Raw genomic sequence first — 16,086 nt, forward strand, 5'->3', positions numbered from 1 at the left:
TGAAGTAGACATGTTCGAAAATGCAGAAACGGGCGCAGTTCGGGCGGAAGGGAAAATGGCTTTCGACACCGTTTGCGGTGATCACCACCATCTCGCCCGGTTCGATTTCACGGACGAAATCTGCCCCGATGATGTCCAGCGCGCAGGTTTCCGACGCCAGCGCCCAGCCACCACCCACCTTGCCCAGCACCAAAGGGCGCACGCCCAATGCATCGCGGCATCCGATCAGCTTGGTCCGCGTCATCGCCACGATGGAAAACGCGCCTTCGACCTTGCGCAGCGCCTCTTCCATGCGGTCGGGGATGTTTCTGCCCATGGAGCGCGCCATCAGGTGGATGATGCATTCGGTGTCGGACGAGCTTTGAAAGATCGAGCCCCGCTCGATCAACTTGCGCCGCAGCGACAGGGCATTGGTGATATTGCCGTTGTGGGCGATTGCGGCACCGCCCATCGCGAACTCGCCGAAGAAGGGCTGCACGTCGCGGATGGCGGTCTGCCCGCTCTTGTTACCGGCCGTCGAATAGCGGACATGACCGATCCCGATCGATCCGGGCAAGCGGGCCATCATCTTTTCCGAGGTAAAGTTGTCGCGGACAAGCCCCATGCGGCGGACCTGATTGAAACCGGTCTCGGGGCTGTGGGTGACGATGCCGCCGGCCTCTTGTCCGCGATGCTGCAGGGCGTGCAGCCCGAGGGCGACGAAATTTGCAGCCTCTGCAACGCCGATCACACCAAAGACGCCGCATTCCTCCCGCAATTTGTCATCGTCGAAAGGGTGGGCGGGTGGCAGGTGCTTGGACAAGGGGGCAGCTCCGAATCCGGTGGGTCACGCTTGCGCCCGTCATAGAGCCTCGCGCGGGGTATGTCACGAAACGATCATGAACCCGTTCCAAAAAACGGAGGCCGCGCTGCATAATATCGACAGAACGGGCGACGCGTCCGCAGCGCTTGCACTGGCAAGCGGCGCGGTTGCGCGTCTACCGCCGGTTGGATCAGGCGTCGCTCCCCGGCGCTGCTGGTGCACCGCAATTGCCGACCAACTGGCCATATTGTTGCGTGATCCAGCCAAGGGCCTGTTCGGGGTTCTGCTCTTCGATGCGCTGCGTCAGTTGCGCAAATACATCGGCCGAGCGGCTGTCATCGATGATCGCGATATCCTTTGCGGCGAAAATCGTCTCGTAGACGAAGAAAGCCACGGCAACCAGCACGATGCCCCGCAGCACGCCGAAGAAGAAACCAAGCGCCTGATCGATCCCGCCAAGCGAGGATCGTTGCACGACTGTTGCGAAAAGCGGGGTAAAGATCGACACCACGATCAATGCGACCGCAAAAACACCCGCAAAAGCGGCGATGATCGCCAATTCGCAGCTATCCCCGATGAAATCACCCAAGATCGGGACCTGCTTGACCAGCGGTTCGACCTGATCGGCAAAGATAAAGGCCACCACGGCGGCACCGATCCATCCCACAATCGCCATGGTCTCGCGCACCAGCCCGCGACTGTAGGCAAGGACGCCCGAAATCAAGAGAATTGCGGCAACGCCCGCGTCGACGAGTGTAAAGCCTTCCATACCCTGTCCCCTACTGGCGTCGCATTAGCGCGCGCCGAAAACCGATTCAACAAATCCCGTCAGAGTTGTGGCGCTGCGCTGCTGCAGGCCCGAAACGGCCGGTTGCTTGGCCTGCTGCGGAACGATCGCCTCTGTAAAACCAAGTTTTTGGGCTTCTTTCAATCTATTTTCTGTCTGAACAACGGGACGCAGGGCACCAGAAAGGCTTATTTCTCCGAAAACTACCGTCTTTTCGGGCAAGGTGGCGTCTTCGCGTGCCGACACAAGGGCTGCGGCGACCGCAAGATCGGCGGCCGGTTCGTTGATCCGCAATCCGCCCGCGACGTTGAGATAGACATCAAGGCCCGTGAAAGGGATGCCGCAGCGGGATTCGAGCACGGCAAGGATCATCGCCAGACGGCCCCCATCCCAGCCGACCACGGACCGGCGCGGCTGGCTGTGCGGCGAGGGTGCCACAAGCGCCTGTATCTCGCAGAGCATCGGGCGGCTGCCCTCGATCCCCGCAAAGACGACGGACCCAGGCGCAGGGGCGCCACGTTCTGACAGGAACAGCGCCGAGGGGTTGCGGACCTCGGCCAACCCCTTGCCCGTCATTTCGAAGACGCCGATTTCGTCGGCGGGACCAAAGCGGTTCTTGACCGCGCGCAGGATGCGGAACTGATGCCCGCGCTCGCCCTCGAAATAGAGGACGGTGTCGACCATGTGTTCGACGACGCGCGGCCCTGCGATGGCGCCTTCCTTGGTGACATGTCCCACCATGATCACCGCCATGCCGTTGCGCTTGGCGAATGTGGTCAGCTCATGCGCCGAGGCGCGGACCTGGCTGACGCTGCCTGGAGCACTTTCGACCGTGTCCGCCCACATGGTCTGGATCGAGTCGATGATGGCAAGGTCGGGTCTTTCCGCCTCGAGCGTGGTCAGGATATCGCGCAGGTTGGTTTCGGCGGCCAGCAGGACCGGGCTTTTTTCCAAGCCCAACCGCCGTGCGCGCATCTGCACCTGTGCGTTGGATTCTTCGCCCGAGATATAGATGACCTTCAGGCCATTGCGGGCGAAACGGGCAGCGGCCTGCAACAGCAATGTGGATTTTCCGATCCCCGGGTCACCGCCAACCAGCAGGGCCGAGGCCTTGACCAACCCGCCGCCCAGCACACGGTCCAGCTCGCCCACGCCCGCTTGCGTTCGTGGAGGCTCGGTCTCTTGTGTGTCCAGATCGGTCAGCGGGATCGCCTGCCCACGAACCGCGCCCAGTGTCTTGCCCTTCGGACCACTGCTGAGCGCCTTGGTTTCATGGATGGTGTTCCACGCCTGACAGCTTTCGCATTGGCCCGCCCACTTTCGGTAGACCGCGCCACATTCGGAACAGGAAAAGGAAAAGTCTTTGGCCATGTTCACCTTTTGGACCAATTCCGGCCATGCGGCAAGCGCCACCTCAGGCGGCTTGCGCTTTTGCCTTCGGTGTGAGGGCGGAAATCAGGATCGAGGCCAGAATACAGGCCGTAAACAGATAAAGTCCCCAGCCGGTTTCGATGCGTCCGATGCCGACGCCTTTGAACACGACGATGTAAAGCGCAACCAGAAAGACATCCGCCATGGCCAGCTTGCCGATCCACGACAGCACGGGGATCGTCTGGTCCTTCAGCAGGTCGAAATGCACCAGCGCCAGCCCGATGGTCTTCAGGTAGGGCGCGAAGAGCGCAAAGGTCGTGACCAGCAGGGCAAGCGCGACATCGCTGTCCCACAGGGCCTGCATACCGGAGATGACGCTGATCTCACTCAGCCCGAAGAGGGGCAGCAGACCCGCCCGCATCAAAGGCGCGAACCAGGCGATTGGAAACAGGATCAAAAGGGAAAGATTGGCGATCCGCAGGATGTTCAGCATCATTTCCCGAACGTCTTGCGGGCATACCGCGCGCCCAACTGGGTCAGGATCTCGTAGCCGATGGTCATTGCCGCCCGGGCCAGATCATCGACGCCTTGCTGCGGACCGATCAGGGTCAGTTTGGCGGGGTCGCCTTCAACATCGGTCACATCGATCGTCAGCAGGTCCATCGAAACCCGACCGACCAGCTTGCAAGGGATCTCACCCGCATAGAGCGTCGCACGATCCGACAACATCCGGATGATACCGTCGGCATAGCCACCCGAGACCGTGGCGATGCGTGACGGGCGCTCGGCCTGCCAAGAATTGCCGTATCCCACGACCTCGCCCTCGGCCACGTCACGGATCTGGACGACCGGCAGGTCAAGCTCGATCACCGGTTGCGCATCTGCATAGGGCAGCCCGCCATAGAGACCGATCCCGGGGCGGGTCAGATCGAAATGGTAGTCCGGTCCGAGCAGGATACCCCCCGTCGCGGCCAGCGAACGCGGCACGGTGATCCCGTCCGTCATCTTGCGGAATTGCGCCAACTGATAGGCGTTCATCGGGTGGTCCGGTTCATCCGCGCAGGCGAGATGCGACATGACAAGGGTCGGGCGCTGCGCAAGGGCCACCTCGGCCACGGCGGCCCATTCAGAGATTTCCATCCCCAGCCGGTTCATGCCGGTATCAAGCTGGATACCGAACGGATGGTCGGGCAGGGTTTCGAGATGCCGTGTCAACTGGTCGACCGAGTTGATCATCGGTGTCAGGCGCAGATCACGGATCAGGTCCGTATCGCCCTTCATATGGCCGGAAAAGACGTTGATCTCGGGGCGGGGGCCAAGCTCTTCACGGATGACGGCCGCCTCTTCGGCGACGGCGACAAAGAACTGGCGGACGCCGGCCTTGAACAGCGCCTTGGCGACATTTGCCGCGCCAAGACCGTAAGCGTCGGCTTTGACCACGGCCGCTGTCTTGCAACCCGTCATGGCATCCAGATTGCGCCAGTTGGCGACAACCGCATCAAGGTCGATAATCAGGCGTCCCGTGCTCATGGCCGTCTTTTGGCAGGGGTCGTCGCATCGGGCAAGCAAATTGCGGCAGCCGCGGCACCCTGCGCATGGATCGGCACAAAGGCGCCTTGATCAGTCGGGACAGTCTCCAAGCCCGTTAAGCGCCGCGACCATGTCTCTTGCCAGGTCGCTGTCGATTGCGTCGCTTGAGTAAAAGCCATTGTCGATTTCCCCCGTGAACACAGGGGATGCCACCTGCTGGCCGCAGATGAACATCGTGACAGGCTGATTGACATGCAGGCGCGTGAACTGCGCGAAAGAGGCGGTTCCCGCTTCATCCAGCGCGAAAGCGACGCGCGCGGTATCATCGTCAATTTCGACGAAATCGGCCCGCATCTGTTCGGCGGGAAAACGGAGGTCACCCAAGAAACCGGTAAATCTTACCACAAAACCCTGATTGCTTTGCGCAACCACGGGGCTGGCCACCATCACTGCGGCCAGCAGAAGCTTCTTCATCGTGCAATCCTCCCTAGAATTGCGGTTCGTCGCCCTGTTGCCATGGCTTGGCAAGATTACCAAAGCGCGTGAATTCGGCAAGGAAAGATAATTCCACGGTGCCGATCGGGCCATGGCGTTGCTTGCCGACAATGACTTCGGCCTTGCCATGGGCGCGGGACATCTTCTCTTGCCATCCGGCGATGGCCTCGAGGTTGTCATCATCGGGTTTTTCGCGCTCGATGTAGTATTCGCCACGGTAAACGAACATCACGACGTCCGCGTCCTGCTCGATCGAGCCCGATTCGCGCAGGTCCGACAGTTGCGGACGTTTGTCGTCACGGGATTCGACCTGACGCGACAACTGCGACAGGGCGACGACGGGAATGTTCAGCTCTTTCGCGATGGCCTTGAGACCCATCGAAATCTCGCCGATTTCCTGCACGCGGTTGTCCGAGGTGCCGCGCACCAGTTGCAGATAGTCGACGATCAGCAGGTCAAGCCCATGGGTCCGCTTCAGCCGTCTTGCCCGTGCCGCAAGCTGCGCGATCGGGATGGCGGCGGTGTCGTCGATATAAAGCGGGCAGGCCTCAAGCTGCTTGGCGGCATCGACGAAGCGGCGGAACTCGCCCTCGGTCATGTCACCCTGGCGGATCTTGTGCGACGAGATTTCCGAGGCATCCGCAAGAATCCGTCCGGCAAGTTGCTCGGCGCTCATTTCCAGCGAGAAGAACCCGACCACACCACCGTCCACCGCGCCCTCGGTGCCATCCTGCAGCCGACCGCGACGATAGGCCTTGGCCACGTTGAAGGCGATATTGGTCGCAAGCGAGGTCTTCCCCATCGACGGCCGCCCGGCGAGGATCAGAAGGTCCGACTTGTGCAGACCGCCCAACTTGCGGTCGAGATCGGTCAGACCGGTGGCAAGTCCGGCCAGCCCGCCCTCGCGCTGATAGGCGCTATTGGCGACTTCGACGGCACCGGTGACAGCCGAGAGGAAGGATTGGAACCCCCGTTCCGTCACGCCTTGTTCGGCAAGCGCGTAAAGCGCCTGTTCCGCCTCGACGATCTGTTCGCGAGGTTCGCTGTCGACATTCACCCGCGCGGCCTTGTCGGTGATGTCGCGGCCCAGCTTGATCAACTCGCGCCGGGTCGCCAGATCATAGATCATCTGCGCATAGTCGCGCGCGGCAAAGGCGGAAATCGCGGCCCCTGCGAGACGCGCAAGATAGGCTGGGCCGCCCAGTTCCTTCAGGCCCTCATCGTCCTCCATGAAAGCCTTGAGCGTGACAGGGCTGGCCAGCAAGTTGCGGCTGATCCGTGCCGCCGCCGTTTCGAAGATACGGGCATGCACGGGGTCGTAGAAATGCTTTGGACCGATGATCGCGGCCACGCGGTCGAAGATGTCGTTGTTGGTCAGGATCGCGCCAAGCAGTTGCTGCTCGGCTTCGATCGAATGCGGCATCGCGTCATCCGAAGCCACGTCACTGCCGCTGGCGTTGAAAGCCGTAATCTCGTTCATCCTCTGCTCCCCGCTGACTGGCGTCGGGATAACCTGCATCCCTGCGTCATACTATCGGGATATAAGCGGGGATATCCCTGCGGATAAACCTGTGGACCATCAGACATAATTCTACTATCTACCACATAGGGTGTGACCCGCCAAGCGTGACCACAAAAAGATGTGCACTTTGACCGATTCTCATGGCGACTTGCCCACAGCGCAGTGGATAAGAATATTCGCAGGCGATGTCAGGCCGGGGACCAGCCTGCGGGATCCTTGAGATAGGCTTCAACGGCGGCCAGTGTCTCTGGATCATAGGCCCTGCGGGCCTTCGCCTCGGCGATCACGTCCCACCAGGTGCAAAGCGAGATCAGCTTGACCCCATGCGCGGCAAGGGTCTCTTCCACACCGTCAAAGATGCCGTAATAGAAGATGACGGCGGTAGCCGCGCAGGTGGCCCCCGTTTCGCGGATCGCATCCACGAACGACAGCTTCGAGCCTCCGTCCGTCGTCAGATCCTCGACCAGAAGCACCCGCTGGCCTTCCGTCATGACGCCCTCGATTCGGGCATTGCGCCCGTAGCCTTTGGGCTTTTTCCTGACATAGGTCATCGGCAGGGCAAGCCGTTCCGCGATCAGGGCGCCGAAAGGGATGCCCGCGGTTTCGCCGCCCGCCACATTGTCGAAGGCCTCGAACCCGGCTTCCCGCATGACCGAGACGGCCATGAAGTCCATCAGAGTTGCGCGGATGCGCGGAAAAGAAATCAGTTTGCGGCAATCGACATAGGTCGGGGCCTTCTTGCCCGAGGCATGGGTAAAGGGCTCTTTGGCGTTGAAATCGATGGCCCCGATCTCGATCAGCATCCCCGCGGTCAGCCGTGCGATTTCGTCTTTCGCCGGAAAGGAGGTGGGAATCATCGAGGGCGCCTTTCTCTTCTTTCTCCCGCGAAACTCCCGCCGGAGGCATCAGGTTTTTCAGACTTCGACCCGCCAGTGCAGGTCAAAACCGGGGTCGAAGACCGTGACCGGCCCGTCGCCCGTTTCAAGTCTGGCGGGGTATTGGACAGGGTCGCCTTTGACAAGCGTGATCGTCTTCTCATTGGGGGGCAGGCCATAGTAGGCAGGCCCGTTAAGCGATGTGAAGGCTTCGAGCTTGCCCAGTCTGCCAGCGACCTCGAAGACCTCTGCAAGGCAGGACATCGTGTTGGAGGCGCTGAAAATGCCCGCACAGCCGCAGGCCATCAATTTGTTCGCATCCGTATGGGGCGCGCTGTCGGTGCCCAGAAAAAAGCGTTTGTCGCCCGAGACCGCAGCCTGCACCAAGGCGATCCGATGCGCCTCGCGCTTGGCGACGGGCAGGCAGTAGAAATGCGGTTTGATCCCGCCCGCAAGGATATGATTGCGGTTGATGATCAGGTGGTGAGTCGTGATCGTCGCCGCGAGATTTTTCGAGCTGTCGCGCACATAGTCGACCGCATCCTGTGTCGTGACATGCTCCATCACCACCCGCAGGTCGGGGACTTTCTTGCGGATCGGTTTCAGGATGCGGTCGATGAAAACGGCCTCGCGGTCGAAGATGTCGATGGCGTGATCGGTCACCTCGCCATGGACGCAAAGCGGCATGCCGATCTCGGCCATGACGTCCAGAACCGGGCGCACCTTTTCAAAATCGCTTACCCCCGAGGCAGAGTTGGTCGTGGCGCCCGCAGGATAGAGTTTCACGGCTGACGCGCTACCGCTGGCATGTGCCTGACGGACATCTTCGGGATCGGTATCCTCGGTCAGATAGAGCGTCATCAGCGGGGTGAAATCCATGCCCGCGGGCAGGGCCGCCATGATCCGCGCGCGATAGGCGGCGGCCTGTGTTGCGGTCACGACGGGGGGAACAAGGTTCGGCATCACGATCGCGCGCCCGAAATGCCGCGCGGTTTCGGGCAAGACCGCTTTCAGCATGTCACCGTCGCGCAGGTGCAGATGCCAGTCATCCGGGCGTCGCAGTGTCAGACGTGTCAAATTTCGCTCAGGCATGACTTGCACTACACTTTTCGCCCTTGCCGCGCCAGAGGGCTTTGCGATGGGTATTGCGGAACGGGGCACCATTGGGGATAGTCGGGCCGACCCGATCTTGCAGGAGACAGCACATGCTTGGTTTTCTTGTCGCAGCGATTGCTGGCGCCCTTGTTCCGAAACTGGATGAACCCGTGACAGGTCCCGTGGTGGCGTTTCTCGACGGCTACTTCAAGATCGAAGCGCATGAAAAGCGCGCCATCAGTTTCATGATCGCCTTGCTGATCGCGGCTATCCTTTCCGTCTTTCTGGATAGCGGAACTGTCTTCGGGATCGCCTTTGGTGCGGTCCTGGGATACTTCGGCCCGCGTCTTTTCGTCCTGCTCAAGCGCGTGATCGAGGCCCGCACGGACGCCGATTAAGGCGCGTCGGCCGCACGCGCACCAGCTTCGCCTGAAATGTCGTCCAGCTTGGTCTGGAAGAAACCGGTCTTGTCGCGCTTGATCATGTAGGTGCACAACAGCTGCGCAAGCCGGATGTGATCGCGGTCCAGCAGATGTCCGACAAGATCCCGTGTATAGGTCGGGTCATAGCGGCGCGCACGGATCAGTTGGAAAAACCGTCTCCGCCCAAGTGCCCGGTCCATCGCCAGTTTGATCATCAGATCATGGATGCCCATGCGGTCGAAGGTATGATCAAGCTCGCGCCCGAAGAGCGCGCAGGGCAGCAGGGTGACATGTTCGCGCCGGAAGAGTGCCGCATGGCATGCGTCAAACCGTTCATAGGGGTCGAAGGCGACAAAGGCCTGCGCTGCGGCGTCGAGCATGTCGGGCGCATACCCGTATCGGGAGGTGAAATCCGCCTTCCGCTCGTGGCGAAACCGCGGGTCCCAGCCGGTCATTTCCGCCTCCAGCGTCGCCTGAGGTCGCAGGGCGATCACCGTCGCGCCCGGGGCCGCAACAGAATAGGCGGCTGCGGCATAGGCCTCGCCCCCGTCGCCGCCATAAAACAGGACATGCCCGAAGCCGTCAAAGAAACCTTCGTCCATCAGCCTGTCGAAGAAGGCATAGATGGCCTTGTCACGAAACCAGCTTGTATCTTGCGAAAAGAGCGCCAGATGCGACCACCCGTCATGCCGCGCATAGGCATAGCCGCGCGGCTCGGCGCCATAGGCGAAATTGCGGACGCGCGCGGCATTTTCGAAGGTCACAAAGAGATTGTCGCCAGCCTGCAGAAAGCCTGCGTAATGATCGCGCCCCAAGTCTTCAAAGAACCCGTTGGCAACACTGATCTGCCGGATCTGTTCCCGCCAGCTTTCAGGGCCGAGATCGATGAGATCGGTTTCGATGTCTAATTGACGATCTTCCATACTCATAAAAAACTCCTCAGCCTCCAATGTGTCGGCTGATAGAGATAGGTTACTACTTTATTGAGGCAGAACTGCGAGTCCGACCAATCAAATTGTATTCAAACGCTGCTAAAAGAAGGCCTGAAGACCGGTTTGTGCCCGCCCGAGGATCAATGCGTGCACATCGTGGGTCCCCTCGTAGGTATTCACCGTTTCAAGGTTCACCATATGGCGGATCACCTGGAAATCCTCGCTGATTCCATTGCCGCCATGCATGTCCCGCGCAACCCGCGCGATATCAAGCGCCTTGCCGCAGTTGTTGCGCTTCAGCAGGCTGATCATTTCGGGGGCCGCGCGGCCCGCCTCCATCAGGCGGCCAAGCTGCAAGGCGGATTGCGTGCCAAGCGCGATCTCGGTCTGCATATCCGCCAGTTTTTTCTGGAATAGCTGGGTCTGCGCCAGCGGGCGGCCGAACTGCTTGCGGTCAAGACCATAGCTGCGTGCCGCATGCCAGCAGGCCTCGGCCGCACCCATGACACCCCACGCGATCCCGTAGCGCGCGCGGTTCAGGCAGCCGAACGGCCCTTTCAGCCCCGACACACCGGGAAGAAGCGCCTCCTCGCCGACCGCGACATTGTCCATCACGATCTCGCCCGTCACCGAGGCGCGCAGCGAAAGCTTGCCGCCAATCTTGGGGGCGCTTAGCCCTTTCATGCCTTTCTCAAGCACAAACCCCCTGATCTTGCCATCATGGGCTTCGGACTTTGCCCAGACGACAAAGACATCGGCGATGGGCGCATTGCTGATCCACATCTTCGCGCCGTTCAGCACATAGCCATCGGCGGTCTTCTTCGCGGTCGTCTTCATCCCCGCGGGATCACTGCCCGCGTCGGGTTCGGTCAGCCCGAAGCAGCCGATCAAGGCACCGCTGGCAAGCCCGGGCAGGTATTTTTCCCGCTGTGCCGCGCTGCCATAGGCATGGATCGGATACATCACCAGCGAGGATTGCACCGACATCATCGAGCGATAACCGCTGTCCACCCGTTCGATCTCGCGCGCGACCAGACCGTAAGTGACATAGCCTGCACCCAGACCGCCGAACTCTTCCGGAATCGTGACGCCCAGCAAGCCGGCCTCGCCCATCAAGGCAAAGATCTCGGGATCGACGGTTTCGTTGCGATAAGCGGCGATGACCTTGGGCTGCAGGACCTCTTGCGCGAATGTATGCGCCGCATCACGCAGCATGCGTTCGTCTTCGGTCAGCTGGTCCTCGAGGCGCAGCGGGTCGGCCCAGTCGAAGGGACCCAGATCAGGTCCGAAACCTGTGGATTTGATTGGCGACGACTCATTCATGGCAGACCTCCGGATTGCTGGGGGCAGGCTAGGGCTTTGGACGCTGCAAGGCAATGTTGCCCCATTGCAGGAGGTCCGGTCAGGGGCGTAACATGATCCGGACGGGGCGGCTGATCGCAGCAGGCCCGAAAGGGGAAGGTGTTCATGTCTGACCGTTTGACCAATCTGCCCGCACTGGCACTGGCTTGGCACCGCGCCGGACGCCGCGTTGCGCTGGCGACGGTCGTGCAGACCTGGGGGTCGGCACCACGTCCCGTGGGCAGCCAGCTTTTGATCGATGCAGATGGCGGAATGGAAGGCTCTGTCTCGGGGGGCTGTGTCGAGGGCGCGGTCATCGTCGAGGCGATCGAGGCCATCGCCGATGGCCAGGCGCGCCTGCTTGAATTCGGCGTCAGCGACGACGAGGCCTTCGCCGTGGGACTTGCCTGCGGTGGAGAGATCAAGGTCCTGCTGGAACCTGTCGGCACCGCGATGCCGGTGGCCCTGCTGGACGCGCTTGTTGCAAGGCGCAACCGGTCCTTGCCGGTCGCCTACGTCACCTCGCTGAAGGATGGTGATCCAAGGCTGGCGGATGCGCAGGCATTTCCCGACCGCTTTCGCATGGATCAGTCCGGTGTTCTCGAAGACGGAGACACCTTCGTGGCGATCCACAATCCGCCCCTGCGGATGATCATCGTCGGTGCCGTGCATATTGCGCAGCATCTGATCCCGATGGCGCAGGGCTGTGGGTATGCGGTGATCCTGATCGACCCGCGTCCGGCGTTCGGGTCGGCGGCGCGATTTCCCGGTGTCGAAATCGTGGAAAATTGGCCGGACGAGGCGCTGGCCAGCCTGAAACCCGATGCGCGCACGGCCATTGTCACCCTGACCCATGATCCGAAACTGGATGATCCGGCGATCAGGGCCGCACTGGGCACCGATGTCTTCTACCTTGGATGCCTCGGCTCGACCCGCACCCACGCCAAGCGGGTGGCGCGACTGCAGGAGGCCGGCTTCACCGCCGCGCAGATCGGCCGCATCAAGGCGCCTGTCGGCCTTGATCTGGGGGGGCGTCAACCGGCCGAAATCGCGGTCAGCATCATGGCCGAGGTCATCACGGCGCTACGGAACCCATCGTGAGGTTCGGCGAAATTCCCTTGGACAAGGCCGAAGGGGCAATCCTTGCGCATGCGACGGTCGCGCGCGGACGGCCCGATGCCAGGCAAACGACCCAGCGCATTCCGAAGGGAACACGGCTGACGCGCGCCCATCTGGATGATCTGGCCGCAGAAGGGCACCAGACGCTGATCGTGGCGCAGCTCGATGCGACAGATCTTCATGAAGACGAGGCCGCAGCCAGGCTTGCCGCGGCGCTGATCCCTGATCCTGCCGGGGCGGGGGTATCGGTGACGCAGGCCGCGACGGGGCGGGTGAATGTCTACGCGACTGCCGCAGGGATCGCGCGCATCGCCGTGCCGGCGGTAGAGGCTTTCAATGCGGTCGATCCCATGATCACGCTGTCGACCGTGCGGCCGTTCCAGCGCGTCGCCCCCCGCACCATGATCGCGACGATCAAGATCATCTCTTACGGGGTGCCGCAAATCGCTGTCGATGAAGCCGCGCAGGCTGGGGCCGCCGCACTTTCGGTCTTGCCGCCGATCTATCGGACCGCATCATTGATCGAGACCCGCACCACGGCTGCGGCGCCTTCGGACAAGGGACGCCGCGCGCTGAAAGACCGGCTGGACAGGCTGGGGGTCGGGCTGAGCGATGACAGGGTCGTCGTGCCGCACCGTCTACCCGACCTATCCCATGCGATTGGACAGGCGGAGGGCGAGGTCATCTTCGTGCTGACGGCCTCGGCCACCTCGGATGCGCATGATGTCGGCCCCAGCGCCTTGCAGAAGGCGGGGGGAACGCTGACGCAATTCGGGATGCCCGTTGATCCGGGAAACCTTCTGTTTCTCGGCGGACTGGGCGAAAAACCTGTCATCGGCCTGCCGGGGTGCGCGCGGTCTCCAGCGCTGAATGGCGCGGATTGGGTGCTGGAACGGGTCATCTGCGGCGTGCCGCCCACACCCGAAGACTTTGCGCGCATGGGTGTCGGCGGGTTGCTCAAGGAAATTCCGACCCGCCCCAAACCGCGCGACGAAATTTGAAGCACACGCGGTTCCTTCCGGGGCGCTGCTTGGCTAGGGTGGTCGCAAACCGGTGCGGCCGTGATGACTTTGCGGCGGCGCATCGCAAGATTGGAGGAAGACATGCCAACGGTAACCATGACGGTCAACGGAAAGCCCGTCACCGGCGAGGTCGAGGGTCGCACGCTCTTGGTGGATTTTCTGCGTAACGATCTGCGTCTGACGGGCACCCATGTCGGCTGTGACACCTCGCAATGCGGGGCCTGCGTGGTGCACGTGAACGGCGAGGCCGTGAAGGCCTGCACCATGTTCGCGGTCGAGGCCGAGGGCCTTGAGGTCGGCACGATCGAGGGGCAGGCGAATGCCGATGGCTCGCTCAACGCGATCCAGCAGGCGTTTCAGGACCATCACGGGCTGCAATGCGGGTTCTGCACGCCGGGCATGGTCATGTCGGCTGCGGCGCTTTTGAAAGAGAACCCCAAACCGACCATGGCCGAGGTGCGCGACTATCTGGAGGGCAATATCTGCCGGTGCACCGGTTATCATAACATCGTCAAGGCGATCATGGCCGCATCCGGTCAGGACGCGCCTGTTGCCGCCCTGAACGATGCCTGAGGAGACCGCCCATGTATGATTTCGAGATCGCGAAACCGACAACGATCGCCGATGCGGTCACCGCGTTGCAGATGGAAGAGGCACAGGCGCTGGGCGGCGGCCAGACGCTGATCCCGACGCTGAAACAAAGGCTTGCGATGCCCTCTGTTCTGGTCAGCCTCAGCGGTATCCCCGAGATGAAGGGGGTCTGCCTTGGCGATGCGGGCGAGGTCTGCATCGGCGGGGCTGCGACCCACGCTGCTGTCGCGCGGGACGTGGCGGCCCATTATCCCGGCCTTGCGCATCTGGCGCGCGGCATCGGGGATCCGGCGGTCCGCAACCGCGGCACAATCGGCGGCTCGCTGGCCAACAACGATCCGGCGGCCTGTTATCCGGCTGCGGCCCTTGCTTCGGGTGCGACGATCATCACCCCGACCCGGCAGATTGCCGCCGACGACTATTTTCAGGGTATGTTCGCGACCGCACTGGAGGAAGGCGAGATCATCACCGAGGTCCGCTTTCCCGTCCCACAGGCGGCGTCCTATCAGAAGTTCGTGCAGCCCGCGTCGCGCTTTGCGCTTGTCGGGGTTTTCGTGGCCAAGTTTGGCGATGACGTGCGCGTTGCCGTGACGGGCGCCTCGGAAGATGGCGTGTTCCGCTGGTCCGAGGCCGAGGCCGCCTTGTCGGCCGACTTTCGCGAAACGGCACTTGCGGGTCTGACTGTCCCGTCCGATGGCATGATCGGCGATATTCACGGCGCACCGGACTACCGCGCGCATCTGGTCAAGGTCATGACCCGCCGTGCGGTTGCCGCCGCCATCTAGCGGTCGGCGCAAACACGAAACCGCCGGGCAGGACCGGCGGTTCCAAAGGTCGGATGCGCTGAAAGCGGTTATTTCGACAAGGGCCCGATCAGCATGACCATCTGGCGGCCTTCCATTTTCGGAAAGTTCTCCACCTTGCCATGCTCTTTGGTGTCCTCGGCGACGCGCTCGAGCAATTCCCGCCCAAGTTCCTGATGCGCCATCTCGCGGCCACGGAAGCGCAGGGTGATCTTCACCTTGTCGCCGTTTTCGAGAAACTTGAACACGTTCTTCATCTTGACGTCATAGTCGTGACTGTCCGTGTTCGGGCGGAACTTGATTTCCTTGATCTCGATCGTCTTTTGCTTCTTGCGCGCCTCGGCTTCCTTCTTCTGCGTCTCGTATTTGAACTTGCCGTAGTCCATGATCTTGCAGACAGGGGGCGTGGCGTTCGGCGAAATCTCGACCAGATCGAGGCCGGCTTCTTCGGCCATGACCAGCGCACGTTCGGGGGATACGACCCCGACATTCTCGCCGTCGGCACCAATCAGCCGAATTTCGGCAGCGCGGATACGCTCGTTGATGCGGGGGCCGGTTTCGCGTTGCGGTGGCGCGTTGTGTGGGCGACGTCCTATGATCGTTATCCTTTTTGTTGTTCCATTCAGGTGAGCGGCAAACTAGACTTCTGGTCTCACGGCTTCAACCCGCAAATCACGAAGCGGGTTGGCGTTTTTCGCTGGCAAAGGCTCTTGGTTTGCCGGTGATTGTCATTAATTATGCTTGCGGGTCCTTTGGGGGGCCGATTTGAACATTTGGAAGGATAGAGCAATGCGTGCAGTCGCAATCATCGTGCTTTTGGCCGTGGCAGGATTCTTTGGGTATCAATACGCCGTCGAGGGGCGGGGACCCGGCGAAGCCTTCGGCGTGATCACCGGTGCCACGCAGCAGGCAGAAGCCGCCGCCGCAGCAGCGGCCGAAGCCGCCGCCGCTGAAGCCGCAGCAGCCGAAGAAGCTGCCGCCGCAGCCGCCGAAGCCGCCGCCGCCGAAGCCGCCGCAGCAGAAGAAGCCGCCGCCGCCGCTGCCGAAGACGCCGCCGCCGCTGCCGCCGAAGAAGCCGCTGCCGCCGCGCAGGCCGCTGAAGAGGCTGCCGCCGCACTTGCAGCAGAAGCCGAAGCCGCCGCGCAAGAGGCATCAGACGCTGCACAAGAGGCTGTTGACGCGGTGACTGAAGAGGTCACCAATGCCGTCGATGAAGCGGTCGAGGACGCAACCAATGCGCTGGACAATGCCTTGGGTGATGCGCTTGGCAACGCGACAGGTGAAGAGACCGGCGCCGACCAGTAGACCGATCGTTGATCAAGCAAAGAGGCCGCCGGTGCAAGGCGGCCTCTTTTTTGCTTAAGACCGCCAAACGCTTT

At 61.9% G+C, this 16,086-nt stretch carries 18 protein-coding genes; 6 read left to right on the forward strand and 12 right to left on the reverse strand.

Annotation, left to right across the window (positions count from 1 at the left end; all coding sequences use genetic code 11):
* The 9 genes from V7N12_RS05715 to pyrC form a co-directional block, all read right to left on the reverse strand.
* Nucleotides 1-802 (reverse strand): amidophosphoribosyltransferase (locus V7N12_RS05715; RefSeq protein ID WP_443089937.1); only part of this gene is annotated, 802 nt, incomplete at its 3' end.
* A gap of 190 nt (nt 803-992) precedes the next feature.
* A complete protein-coding gene (locus tag V7N12_RS05720; protein ID WP_333713305.1) occupies nt 993-1,571 on the reverse strand; it encodes a CvpA family protein in 579 nt (192 codons plus the stop codon).
* Nucleotides 1,572-1,595: 24 nt separating this feature from the next.
* Entirely contained in the window at nt 1,596-2,960 is a 1,365-nt protein-coding gene (gene radA, locus V7N12_RS05725; protein WP_333713306.1) for a DNA repair protein RadA, read from the reverse strand.
* A gap of 43 nt (nt 2,961-3,003) precedes the next feature.
* Nucleotides 3,004-3,453 (reverse strand): paraquat-inducible protein A, encoded by a 450-nt coding sequence (locus V7N12_RS05730; protein WP_333713358.1) that lies wholly within the window; start codon nt 3,451-3,453, stop codon nt 3,004-3,006.
* Nucleotides 3,453-4,490, reverse strand: a complete 1,038-nt coding sequence (gene alr, locus V7N12_RS05735; RefSeq protein WP_333713308.1) for an alanine racemase — start codon at nt 4,488-4,490, stop codon at nt 3,453-3,455. Before alr ends, V7N12_RS05730 begins: the two co-directional genes overlap by 1 nt.
* Before the next feature lie 90 nt (nt 4,491-4,580).
* Nucleotides 4,581-4,964: a hypothetical protein gene (locus V7N12_RS05740; RefSeq protein WP_333713309.1), complete on the reverse strand. Its 384-nt coding sequence runs from the start codon at nt 4,962-4,964 to the stop codon at nt 4,581-4,583.
* A gap of 13 nt (nt 4,965-4,977) precedes the next feature.
* Nucleotides 4,978-6,465: a replicative DNA helicase gene (locus tag V7N12_RS05745; protein ID WP_333713310.1), complete on the reverse strand. Its 1,488-nt coding sequence runs from the start codon at nt 6,463-6,465 to the stop codon at nt 4,978-4,980.
* A gap of 230 nt (nt 6,466-6,695) precedes the next feature.
* Nucleotides 6,696-7,364, reverse strand: a complete 669-nt coding sequence (locus V7N12_RS05750; RefSeq protein ID WP_333713311.1) for an orotate phosphoribosyltransferase — start codon at nt 7,362-7,364, stop codon at nt 6,696-6,698.
* 57 nt (nt 7,365-7,421) lie between these two features.
* Nucleotides 7,422-8,474: a dihydroorotase gene (pyrC, locus tag V7N12_RS05755; protein WP_333713312.1), complete on the reverse strand. Its 1,053-nt coding sequence runs from the start codon at nt 8,472-8,474 to the stop codon at nt 7,422-7,424.
* 113 nt (nt 8,475-8,587) lie between these two features.
* On the opposite strand from pyrC, the gene V7N12_RS05760 reads away from it, so the two are divergent.
* Entirely contained in the window at nt 8,588-8,875 is a 288-nt protein-coding gene (locus tag V7N12_RS05760) for a hypothetical protein (RefSeq protein ID WP_333713313.1), read from the forward strand.
* Here V7N12_RS05760 and V7N12_RS05765 read toward each other — a convergent pair.
* The gene (locus V7N12_RS05765) at nt 8,872-9,828 is read right to left on the reverse strand and encodes a phosphoadenosine phosphosulfate reductase (protein ID WP_333713314.1); all 957 of its coding nucleotides are present in this window, start codon (nt 9,826-9,828) and stop codon (nt 8,872-8,874) included. The two genes, V7N12_RS05760 and V7N12_RS05765, sit on opposite strands and share 4 nt — an antisense overlap.
* Nucleotides 9,829-9,930: 102 nt before the next feature.
* Nucleotides 9,931-11,154, reverse strand: a complete 1,224-nt coding sequence (locus tag V7N12_RS05770) for an acyl-CoA dehydrogenase (protein WP_333713315.1) — start codon at nt 11,152-11,154, stop codon at nt 9,931-9,933.
* Nucleotides 11,155-11,298: 144 nt separating this feature from the next.
* Between V7N12_RS05770 and V7N12_RS05775 the strand changes: the two genes are divergently transcribed.
* The 4 genes from V7N12_RS05775 (at nt 11,299) to V7N12_RS05790 (ending at nt 14,689) form a co-directional block, all read left to right on the forward strand.
* Complete coding sequence (locus tag V7N12_RS05775; RefSeq protein ID WP_333713317.1) at nt 11,299-12,273, forward strand: XdhC family protein; 975 nt, start codon at nt 11,299-11,301, stop codon at nt 12,271-12,273.
* On the forward strand, nt 12,270-13,292 hold the full coding sequence (locus tag V7N12_RS05780) for a molybdopterin-binding protein (RefSeq protein WP_333713318.1): 1,023 nt from the start codon (nt 12,270-12,272) through the stop codon (nt 13,290-13,292). The genes V7N12_RS05775 and V7N12_RS05780 overlap by 4 nt, the downstream gene beginning before the upstream one ends.
* Nucleotides 13,293-13,394: 102 nt before the next feature.
* Nucleotides 13,395-13,886, forward strand: a complete 492-nt coding sequence (locus V7N12_RS05785; RefSeq protein ID WP_333713320.1) for a (2Fe-2S)-binding protein — start codon at nt 13,395-13,397, stop codon at nt 13,884-13,886.
* 11 nt (nt 13,887-13,897) lie between these two features.
* The gene (locus V7N12_RS05790; RefSeq protein WP_333713322.1) at nt 13,898-14,689 is read left to right on the forward strand and encodes an FAD binding domain-containing protein; all 792 of its coding nucleotides are present in this window, start codon (nt 13,898-13,900) and stop codon (nt 14,687-14,689) included.
* A gap of 68 nt (nt 14,690-14,757) precedes the next feature.
* Here the strand turns inward: V7N12_RS05790 and infC are convergent, their stop codons facing one another.
* Nucleotides 14,758-15,333 carry a translation initiation factor IF-3 gene (infC, locus tag V7N12_RS05795; RefSeq protein ID WP_333713359.1) on the reverse strand — a complete coding sequence of 192 codons (576 nt, stop codon included), beginning with the start codon at nt 15,331-15,333 and terminating at the stop codon, nt 14,758-14,760.
* 163 nt (nt 15,334-15,496) lie between these two features.
* On the opposite strand from infC, the gene V7N12_RS05800 reads away from it, so the two are divergent.
* Entirely contained in the window at nt 15,497-16,012 is a 516-nt protein-coding gene (locus V7N12_RS05800; RefSeq protein WP_333713323.1) for a hypothetical protein, read from the forward strand.
* Nucleotides 16,013-16,086 lie beyond the last annotated feature (74 nt).

Source organism: Yoonia sp., from assembly GCF_036770585.1.
Classification (GTDB): Bacteria; Pseudomonadota; Alphaproteobacteria; order Rhodobacterales; family Rhodobacteraceae; genus Yoonia.

What these genes read in the sequence shown, in the direction of transcription:
- V7N12_RS05720 (WP_333713305.1), bottom strand. Translation starts at nt 1,571, where the DNA reads ATGGAAGGCTTTACACTCGTCGACGCGGGCGTTGCCGCAATTCTCTTG.
- radA (WP_333713306.1), bottom strand. Translation starts at nt 2,960, where the DNA reads ATGGCCAAAGACTTTTCCTTTTCCTGTTCCGAATGTGGCGCGGTCTAC.
- V7N12_RS05730 (WP_333713358.1), bottom strand. Translation starts at nt 3,453, where the DNA reads ATGCTGAACATCCTGCGGATCGCCAATCTTTCCCTTTTGATCCTGTTT.
- alr (WP_333713308.1), bottom strand. Translation starts at nt 4,490, where the DNA reads ATGAGCACGGGACGCCTGATTATCGACCTTGATGCGGTTGTCGCCAAC.
- V7N12_RS05740 (WP_333713309.1), bottom strand. Translation starts at nt 4,964, where the DNA reads ATGAAGAAGCTTCTGCTGGCCGCAGTGATGGTGGCCAGCCCCGTGGTT.
- V7N12_RS05745 (WP_333713310.1), bottom strand. Translation starts at nt 6,465, where the DNA reads ATGAACGAGATTACGGCTTTCAACGCCAGCGGCAGTGACGTGGCTTCG.
- V7N12_RS05750 (WP_333713311.1), bottom strand. Translation starts at nt 7,364, where the DNA reads ATGATTCCCACCTCCTTTCCGGCGAAAGACGAAATCGCACGGCTGACC.
- pyrC (WP_333713312.1), bottom strand. Translation starts at nt 8,474, where the DNA reads ATGCCTGAGCGAAATTTGACACGTCTGACACTGCGACGCCCGGATGAC.
- V7N12_RS05760 (WP_333713313.1), top strand. Translation starts at nt 8,588, where the DNA reads ATGCTTGGTTTTCTTGTCGCAGCGATTGCTGGCGCCCTTGTTCCGAAA.
- V7N12_RS05765 (WP_333713314.1), bottom strand. Translation starts at nt 9,828, where the DNA reads ATGAGTATGGAAGATCGTCAATTAGACATCGAAACCGATCTCATCGAT.
- V7N12_RS05770 (WP_333713315.1), bottom strand. Translation starts at nt 11,154, where the DNA reads ATGAATGAGTCGTCGCCAATCAAATCCACAGGTTTCGGACCTGATCTG.
- V7N12_RS05775 (WP_333713317.1), top strand. Translation starts at nt 11,299, where the DNA reads ATGTCTGACCGTTTGACCAATCTGCCCGCACTGGCACTGGCTTGGCAC.
- V7N12_RS05785 (WP_333713320.1), top strand. Translation starts at nt 13,395, where the DNA reads ATGCCAACGGTAACCATGACGGTCAACGGAAAGCCCGTCACCGGCGAG.
- V7N12_RS05790 (WP_333713322.1), top strand. Translation starts at nt 13,898, where the DNA reads ATGTATGATTTCGAGATCGCGAAACCGACAACGATCGCCGATGCGGTC.
- V7N12_RS05800 (WP_333713323.1), top strand. Translation starts at nt 15,497, where the DNA reads ATGCGTGCAGTCGCAATCATCGTGCTTTTGGCCGTGGCAGGATTCTTT.